Annotated in this window: 10 protein-coding genes; all 10 read left to right on the forward strand. The window is 61.6% G+C overall.

Annotated features, from left to right (window positions below; translation table 11 throughout):
• The coding region (locus tag BN871_RS28655; protein WP_048749317.1) for a hypothetical protein at positions 1–619 on the forward strand (619 nt) is incomplete at its 5' end.
• Between the two features lie 119 nt (positions 620–738).
• Positions 739–936 carry a hypothetical protein gene (locus tag BN871_RS23545; RefSeq protein WP_048749319.1) on the forward strand — a complete coding sequence of 66 codons (198 nt, stop codon included), beginning with the start codon at positions 739–741 and terminating at the stop codon, positions 934–936.
• Between the two features lie 14 nt (positions 937–950).
• Positions 951–1,430, forward strand: coding sequence for a hypothetical protein (locus BN871_RS23550; protein ID WP_048749320.1), 480 nt, complete (start codon positions 951–953; stop codon positions 1,428–1,430).
• Between the two features lie 15 nt (positions 1,431–1,445).
• Positions 1,446–1,943 carry a hypothetical protein gene (locus BN871_RS23555; protein ID WP_048749321.1) on the forward strand — a complete coding sequence of 166 codons (498 nt, stop codon included), beginning with the start codon at positions 1,446–1,448 and terminating at the stop codon, positions 1,941–1,943.
• Positions 1,944–1,961: 18 nt separating this feature from the next.
• Positions 1,962–2,198 carry an EsaB/YukD family protein gene (locus BN871_RS23560; RefSeq protein WP_048749324.1) on the forward strand — a complete coding sequence of 79 codons (237 nt, stop codon included), beginning with the start codon at positions 1,962–1,964 and terminating at the stop codon, positions 2,196–2,198.
• A gap of 12 nt (positions 2,199–2,210) precedes the next feature.
• Positions 2,211–3,041, forward strand: a complete 831-nt coding sequence (locus tag BN871_RS23565; RefSeq protein ID WP_021878934.1) for a DUF5050 domain-containing protein — start codon at positions 2,211–2,213, stop codon at positions 3,039–3,041.
• Positions 3,038–6,958, forward strand: a complete 3,921-nt coding sequence (gene essC, locus BN871_RS23570; RefSeq protein WP_083436620.1) for a type VII secretion protein EssC — start codon at positions 3,038–3,040, stop codon at positions 6,956–6,958. Before BN871_RS23565 ends, essC begins: the two co-directional genes overlap by 4 nt.
• Positions 6,959–6,972: 14 nt before the next feature.
• Entirely contained in the window at positions 6,973–7,323 is a 351-nt protein-coding gene (locus tag BN871_RS23575; RefSeq protein WP_021878936.1) for a WXG100 family type VII secretion target, read from the forward strand.
• 73 nt (positions 7,324–7,396) lie between these two features.
• A complete protein-coding gene (locus BN871_RS23580) occupies positions 7,397–7,687 on the forward strand; it encodes a WXG100 family type VII secretion target (protein WP_048749331.1) in 291 nt (96 codons plus the stop codon).
• 136 nt (positions 7,688–7,823) lie between these two features.
• Complete coding sequence (locus tag BN871_RS23585) at positions 7,824–8,663, forward strand: hypothetical protein (RefSeq protein WP_048749332.1); 840 nt, start codon at positions 7,824–7,826, stop codon at positions 8,661–8,663.
• Positions 8,664–8,728 lie beyond the last annotated feature (65 nt).

The raw sequence follows: 8,728 nt of genomic DNA on the forward strand, positions 1-8,728 counted from the left end.
GCCGGCGGAGATCCGGGTGGAGCAGCTGCTGTATTCGGGTGGAGCGGTGCTGATTACGCTGCTGGCGCTGAGCGCCAACCGGCTGATCGGGTGCGTGGCGGCCGTGCTGATTTTCCTCGGCTGGCTGTACCCGGCCTCCGAGCTGGAAAAGAAGATCGAGCGCAAGAACCGCAACATCGCGCTCGATTTCCCGGGATTCTACAGCATGGCGTATTACCAGTACGCCAAGTCCGTCAACATTTATCTCGCGGACGTCATCCGGGACTATCTGCCGAGCGCCAATCCGGATATGGCCGAGGAGCTTGGAGTCATGCTCGACAATATCGAGTACGGCGAGGAATACGCGCTCAAGCAGTTCAAGAAGCGGGTGCCGCTGCACTACATCATCAAGTTCTGCGACATCATGGAGACCCGGCTCAAAGGGTACGACAACATCTCGCAGATGGAGTACCTCAAGAACGAGGTCGACGAGTTCCGCGTCGTCGCGCTGGAAGACGATCTCAAGCGGCGCGAGCGGAGCAATTCCCGCCTGCAGCTGGTGCTGATCGCGGTGCTGATCGTGTACATCGCCATATACTATCTGTTCACGGTTCTGGATTCGATCAAGATGTTCCAGTAATTCAGGAGCATTGTTCCGATCGCTGTTGTCCCCGAATTTCTGCCTCCACCTGAGCAGCGGTCTTTGTACAATTTTCAAGCTCATCTATTACAACATTCATTTCACTGGGGGAAACGGTCATGGATAAGAAACCGGTCAAGAAACAATCGTTCTGGAGCGAGGAGTCGGGTGACTTCGGCATCAAGGGCATTGCGATCACAGTGGCGGTCATCGTCATCATCGGCGCCGTCGTCGCCATCATCAACCAGAACCTGAACACCTGGGTGACGGACGTGTGGGACATGTTCATCAAGAAGATCGATGATCTGATCAAATAAAGGCGGGTGAGTCCATGCGCGGCATAGCCAAAGCCCTGCTGGCGACGATGCTGGTGTCGGTGGCCATCATGCTGTTCACGAATCTCGTCTTCTTCTTTCCCTGGTATACGACGCTCATCGTAGAGACGTTCAATCTGTCCCAGGTGGCGGCAGGCGACAACTATGTCAAGCGCAGCTATTACGACGATGCTCTCGACCGGCTCAAGAACAGGCCGATCTACAGGGAAAAGGCGAGCGACATCAAGCTGACAGTCGTCAACGCGGACGACTACGACGCCGTCGGCTCCGACGACGAGGCCAGCTACGAGAACGCGACCGAGATTCAGAAGCCGTACAGGCAGAGAGGCAAGCCGGTCAAGGTGACGCTGAGCGCCGTCTACCCGCTGAGCATCACGGTTTGGGGCAGGAAGATCGAGGAGGAGGTGCCGGTGAGCTTCTCGCTTACGACAGTCGGCCTCAAGCATTACAAGGACTTGACCTACTATTTCGATTAGACGGGACTGAGGGGAATGCGTACGATCGCGATCGGACTGCTGCTGGTTATCCTCGCATCCATCCTGATCGAGCCGTTGGTGGAGATCAGCCTCGTGATGAAGGACAAGATTGCTCTGGGCACCTCGCTCAGCAATGCAGCCCGGTCCGCCAAGGACCGCAGCCTGCAGTACGAAGCGATGCGCGGCCTGGACGCCAAGGTCGATCCCGAACGGTTCAAGGATTACTTCTCGGAGGCATTCGGCGCGGCGATGAACGCCTCGCTCGATTCCAGATCCGGAGACACGCTCCGCTTCCGCTCCAACAACGGCAAGTGGAACGATATCGTCGTCACTCTGGACATCGCGGAGAACGAGGATCCCTCGACGGAGCGGACGGTGACGAAGGTGGAGGTATCGGCCGAATCGGATTACCGGTTCAAAACGAAGTACCTGAGAGCGGCAAGCGGGGCAGGAACGACTTCTCCCTTCCGGATGAAGATGGACCGCGAGCTGCTGCTGTCGGTGAAGAATTGACGGAAAGGAAGCTTCTGCATGGACTACATCATGGTGACCTTCCAGGCGGATAGGCGCCCTGCCGTGGATCTGAAGATCCCGGCCTTCGTTACGGCCGGCGAGCTGCTCGCCATGCTGGACGAAGCGCTGAATCTGGAGCTGGATGCCGGGCAGGGAGGCAGGCTGCAGGCGGAGCCGCTGGGGCGCATTCTGGACGGGCGCCGCACGCTGGAGGAAGAAGGAGTCGGACACGGAGCTCTGCTCACGCTGATATAGGGAGGTGACGAGGTGCAGGGAAATCTGGCGAATGGAGGACTCGTCCTGCAGGCGGGGAACGGAGTCTGGATCAGCGATGTCGACCGCTACTCAGGGACGCGCTGCCTCGATCCGTCCGGCGGCGTCTCCCGGATCGACGGCCTGCTTTGGTTCATGAACGCCGGAGCGGATGCCGTGTACGGCAGCGACCAGCTGCGCGGCGGCGCGTTATGCGCGTACGATCCCGCGAGCGGCCGCGGCCGGCTGCTGTCCGAGACTCCCTGCAGCGGTCTGACGCTGCGGGGGGAATGGCTTTATTACTTAAGCGAGAAGGATCTGCGGCTGTACCGCTGCCATACCGACGGCAGCGGAGAAACACGGCTGACGGACGAGCAGGCGCGCGGCTTCCTTGTGGACGAGGACCGGATCTACTTCAGTGCGGATGCAGGAATCCATGTCATCCGGACGGGCGGGAAGCAGCGGGAGCGGCTGTCGGCTTGCCGCTGCGGGGCGATCGTTCCGATCGGCGGCTGGCTTGCGTTCGGCGATCCCGACAACCGCGGTACGCTGACGCTGATCGATAAGGAAAGCGGAGCCGTGGCGGAGGCTTTCGAGGATATCGAAGCGGGCAGCATCGTCGCCGACGGACGTTATCTGTATGTCGCCAATCTTCGCAACGGCGGCACGATCTATCGGATCGATCCCATCCAGGGCCGGACCATCCGCATCTGCGGCGAACGGGCCGAGAGCCTGCATATAATCGGAGGCGATCTGTTCTTCCGGGACGGCTCCGGCTGGAGCCGGATGTCGCTGCTCGGGGGACAAGCCTCTCGGGTCGAGCTGCAGGATGGAGGGATGGCATGATGAAGACCAGCCAGCATGCCTTCAGCCGCCAGCCTCGTTTCATGCCTGACATGCCGGGTGGAGAGGTCGCCATTCCCGATCCGCCGTATTCCCAGGAGAAGCCCGACATCGCCTGGTTCACGATTCTCGCGCCGCCGGCGGTCATGCTCGTCATCACGTTCATGCTGGCGCTGACGTCGCAGTCGATGTTCCTGCTGATCTCGATCGCGACGACCGCCATTGCGCTCGTCACCTCGCTGACGGGGGCCGCATCGCAGATCCGCCGGTACAAGAACCGCAAGAAGGAGCGCGAGAGCAAGTACCTGCAGTTCATCGCGGACCGGCGCAGCGAGCTGGCGATCGCCCGCGAGCAGCAGGCCAAGGCGATGAACGAGCTCCATCCGGAGCCGGCCGTCTGCCTCCAGCGGATCGCCAGCCTGGACGGCAAGCTGTGGGAGAGGACGTCCTCGTACCCGGACTTTCTGGCTCTGCGCCTCGGCCTCGGCAACGTGCCGCTCTCGATGACGATCAAGCACAGCCCGCAGGCAATCCTGCTCGAGAGCGATCCGCTGCAGATGGAGCCGCAGCGGCTGGCGCTCGAATTCGAGCGTGTTCCGGACGTGCCGGTGGCGGTCGATCTGGCCGGTTCGGAGATTTGCGGAATCGCAGGCGAGGATGGCAAGACGGCGGAGCTGGCGAGGCTCATGCTGCTGCAGCTCATCACCCATCACGGCTACGACGACGTCCGCGTCGTCGTGCTGGCCGCCGACGACGGCGCCGCCAAGTGGGATTGGCTGAAGTTTCTGCCGCATCTGTGGGATGACGCCATGGAGACGAGATATCTGCTGTGCGGCAAGGCGGTCGCCCATCAGGCGCTCGGCGACCTGTACGCCGTCCTGAAGGACCGGGAGTTCCGCACGGTAGGCGGTTCGACGCTGCCGCATTATGTCTTCGTCGTTGAGGACGCATCCCTCCTCGATTACGAGCCGATCAACAAATACGTGTTCAACCGCTGCGGGCACCTGGGCGTCTCCTCGGTGTTCCTTGCCGGCAACCAGGCTTACCTGCCGATGAACTGCCGGACCGTCATTACGCTGCAGGGCAAGACCGGCGAGCTGGCGGACCGGGAGAGCGGCGGCAAGATTCTGTTCCGCCCGGACAAGCTCGACTTCAAGAGCCTGCAGCAGACAGTCAGGCGGCTCGGACCGCTGCGGCTGCGGGAGAACGGCGCGAGCTTCTCCCTGCCCGCCTCCGTCACGCTGCTCGATCTGCTCCGTGTCCTTACGGTCGGCGAGGTCGAGCTGGCGGAGCGCTGGAGCCGCAACCGCACGTTCAAGGGCATCAGCGTGCCGATCGGCGTGAAAGGCGGCGGCTCGCTGTTCAGCCTCGATCTGCATGAGACGGGGCACGGTCCGCACGGCCTCGTCGCCGGCACGACGGGATCGGGCAAGAGCGAGCTGCTGCAGAGCATCATCATCTCGCTGGCGGTGAACTATCATCCCCATGACATTGTCTTCGTCCTGATCGACTACAAGGGCGGCGGCATGGCGGATGTATTCATGGGCATGCCGCATCTTGTCGGCACGATCACGAACCTTGGAGGCAATCAGACGACGCGGGCGCTGCTCTCGATCAAGAGCGAGCTGCAGCGGCGGCAGCGGCTCTTCTCCCGGTACGGAGTCAACAATATCGACCGCTACCAGAAGCTCTATTACAGCCTCGACGACCGGGGAGACATGCCTCCGATTCCGCATCTGGTCATGATCGCCGACGAGTTCGCCGAGCTGAAGCAGGACCAGCCTGAGTTCATGAAGGAGCTCGTCAGCGCGGCTCGCGTCGGCCGAAGCCTCGGGGTCCATTTGATTCTGGCCACCCAGAAGCCGGCCGGCGTCGTGGACGACCAGATCTGGAGCAACTCGAAGTTCAAGATCTGCCTCAAGGTCCAGGACGAGGCCGACAGCAAGGATGTCATCAAGCGTCCGGATGCGGCCCTGATCAAGGAGCCGGGCCGGGCTTACATCCAGGTCGGCAACGACGAGATCTTCGAGCTCTTCCAGTCTGCCTACTCCGGAGCCGACTATGATCCCGAGGGCGAGATGCTGCGCAGCGAGAACCGCGTCAAGCGGATCTACGAGCTGGGGCCGGGAGGCAGGGCGGAGCAGATCTATCCCGCGGAGGAAGAGAAGATCGCGGCGAGGGAGCTGCCGAGCCAGCTCAAGGCGATGGTCGATCATATCGCGTCGACGGCAAGGGACGGCGGCATCCTGCCGCTGGAAGGTCCGTGGATGCCGCCGCTGCCGGAGCAGCTCGACCTGAAGGGAATGCTGCCGGAGGCGGCGCTGGCTTCCTGCGAGAGCGGCATCTGGCCGGCGGACAAGCCGATCTTCGCCGTCTCCGCCGGCATGCTCGACGATCCGCGCGGCCAGCTGCAGGAGCCGCTTGTCATCGATTTTGCCGCTGAAGGCAATCTGTTCGTGTACGGGGCGCCGGGAACGGGCAAGACGGTGCTGCTGAGGACGCTCTGCCTGTCGATCGCCATGTCCTATTCGCCGGACGAAGCCCGGATTTACGTCATGGACTTCGGCGGCTCTTCCTTCAAGGCGATGGAGAAGCTTCCCCATTGCGGCGGCGTGATGACGCTGGAGCAGGAGAGCCGGATCAGCCAGTTCATGCTCTACATCTTCCGCCTGATGGAAGAGCGCAAGCGGCTCTTCGAGCAATCCGGCAGCGACGGCTTCGCCGACTACCGCGGCAAGGGCGGCAGGCTGCCCGCCGTCGCCGTCGTCATCGACAATTACTTCGCGCTGTCGGAAACCTATGAGGCGGTGGACGACAAAATGATCGTGCTCGCCCGGGAAGGCTTCAAGTACGGCATCTACATGGTCGTCACCGCGACCAACTCGGCGCTCGTCCGGTACAAGTTCGCCGTCAACTTCAAGATGGCCGTCAGTCTGCAGCTGACGGACAAAAGCGAGTATGACGGCATCGTCGGCCGGACGGAAGGGCTCGTGCCTGCCCGCGTGCCGGGACGGGCGCTCGTGCGCGGAACGCCGCCTCTGGAATTCCAGACGGCGCTTCCGGAATGGGACGGGCTTGGCGGCGATGTCCTGATCGGCAAGTTCAGCAGGCTTGCCGAGGACGGCCTGATCAGCCGGGCGGAGCCGATTCCGATGATGCCGGAGCGGATCTTCATCGACGAGCTCAATGACGGCGGAGCCGATGTCCCGGCAGGCGGCCGGATCGCGATCGGCCTCGCCGACCGCGATCTGCAGCCGGTGAGCCTAGAGCTGGCCGCGACCCCGGTCGTCATGGTCGCCGGAGATCCGATGGCGGGCAAGAGCACGCTGCTCGTGTCCTGGGTCGAGATGCTCCGCCGCCGCCTCGGAGATGACGGCATGCAAGTGTATGTGCAGGATTCCAGCTCGATGGGATTGTACCCGCTGCTCGCCAAGCCGGGGGCGGAAGATTTGTCCAGGATCGAGGATATGTATGCGTTCACGGAGGAGCTCAAGGAGGAGCTGGCCGCACGCAGGTCCCAGCTGCTAGCCGTCCGCCGCTCCGGCGGAGATGCGGACGCTCTCATGGCTTCATGGAAGCAGCTGGTCTTCGTCATCGACCGCCTCTCGGAGTTCACGGCAGGCGATCAATACGCGCTCAAGGAGCTGCTGGAGCGGATCGTCAAGCAGGAGCGCGGCATGAAGGTCGCCGTGCTCGCCGCCGATACGACCTCGGAGCTCGCGAACAACTGGGACAGCCTCGGCAAGGCGATCCGAGAGGAGCAGACGGGCATTCTGCTCGGCAGCCTCAAGGATCAGAACCTCTACAACGCAAGACTTCCTTACGGCAGCCAGGAGAAGGAATTCGAGCAGGGCGACGGGTATCTGGTCGTGAAAAACAAATTCACCGGACTCAGGACGGCGATCCTGTCCGGGAGGTAAAGGAGGCGCCGCACATGCCGACACCGTCGGAAATCCGCGGCAACGCCGCTGCCGTGAATGCGGCCGCGGACGAAATCAGGCGGGCTGAAGCCCGCTACAGAACGGAGGTATCCGCCGCAGCCTCGTGGTGGCAGGGGGAAGCGGGCAAGGCATTCGCGGATTCCTACAAGGAAATCCAGGCGGATATCAACCGTCTGCTGTCCAAGATGGACGGCCTGGAGAGCAGCCTCAAAGGGCTGGCCGGAGATGTCCAGCGCGCCGACGACGAGCGCCGCCGCAAGCTCGAGGAGGAGCGGCGACGGGCTCAGGAGCAGGAGCAGCGGCGCCGCGAGGAAGAAGCGCGCAAGTCGGCGGGACGCCGCTAGAAGCCCACCGGCACAGCCCCGGCTGCTGATCTGAGGAAGGCACGGCATTTCTTTTGAAAGGAGGTGAATCCAAATGGCAAACCAGACATTCAGCCCCGAACAGGCGAGAAGCGTAGCAAGCTCCATCAAGAACAAGGGCCAGAACGCGAAAAGCGTCGTTGATCAGCTCGACCGCGAGATCAAATCCGTGGAAGGCTGGTGGCAGGGCGAATCCGCCAAGGCCTTCGTCGACGAATTCAACCAGTTGAAGCCAAGCCTCGACAAGCTCGTCGAGTGCGTGAACAACATCAGCACTTCCCTGCAGAAGGTCGCGGATATCAAGGAACAAAGCGACCGCGATATCGCCAGCCAGCTTCGCAAGTAATCATGCTCTTCATCGGCGTGCTGAGGGAGCCCGTCTCCCTCCAACACGCTTTTCCTCCGAAAACGACAGAACGGAGCCATGACGGCGAATTCGATCACATATAGATATGTCAGCTTGTGGAAAGGAGTGCAGGCTTGTGATTCTGAAGGTGAATCCCGACAGCGTATCCAAATTGGCCGCAGGCATGAAAAGCCTGGAGAAGCCGTTCGAGCCGGTAGCGGCAGGCTTGTCCCGGTCCGTCGGCGGCATGATCGCCAGCACGAAGTCGGCGTATCCCGAATCCTATGTCCAGTCTGGCGCCAGAAGCGCGGAATCGGCTCTGGCGGAGATCGGCCGTATGGCCAGCTCTATCGGCGATCGGCTGACAGACAAGATGAATACGCTCAGGGAGATCGCGGCCGAATACAAAAAGGCCGAGGAGCGGTCGAAGGGATACGCGACGGCGAAGGAAACCGTGAAGATGTACAAGAACGCCTGGGGATTGTTCGACAAAGTCGTCATCGGCGCATACTCCGTCATGCAGGGCTACCATTTTCAGATCAAGGGCGATTATGTGCATGTATACGGCTCTAAAACTCCCAAAGGGTTCTTGGGCAGCCAATACATCAAATGGCGCAAAAAAGACAATCTGATGGGGACCCGATACCGCTATGACAATGGCAAAGTCGGAAAGTATATGGACCCTAAAACAGCCATTAAAGGCGATTTGTCGAGCAGCTACAATATCTTGAAGAAAAGCGCCTGGAAAAACTCCCTTAAAGGCGGAGGCATCCTTGGAGCCGCCTTCACTGTCGGAGGAAGCGTCTACAGCTACGGCTGGGGCGAGAACAAGAACCACGGTCTGGCCAGCACCGAGTTCGCTTCCGATCTCGTCGTGGAGTCGGCGGTCATGGTCGGAACGACCGCGCTTAGCGCCGCGKCRKSCACCGTATTGTGCCAGTCCTCATCAGAGATCAGAGGCAGGGTGAACGTGTAGGACAGGCCATTTCGAGAGACCTCCTTGCGGGCGGAGCCGGCAGGCAGGCGCTCCGCCGTCTCCAG

The organism is Paenibacillus sp. P22 (genome assembly GCF_000469945.2).
GTDB lineage: Bacteria > Bacillota > Bacilli > Paenibacillales > Paenibacillaceae > Paenibacillus_O > Paenibacillus_O humicus.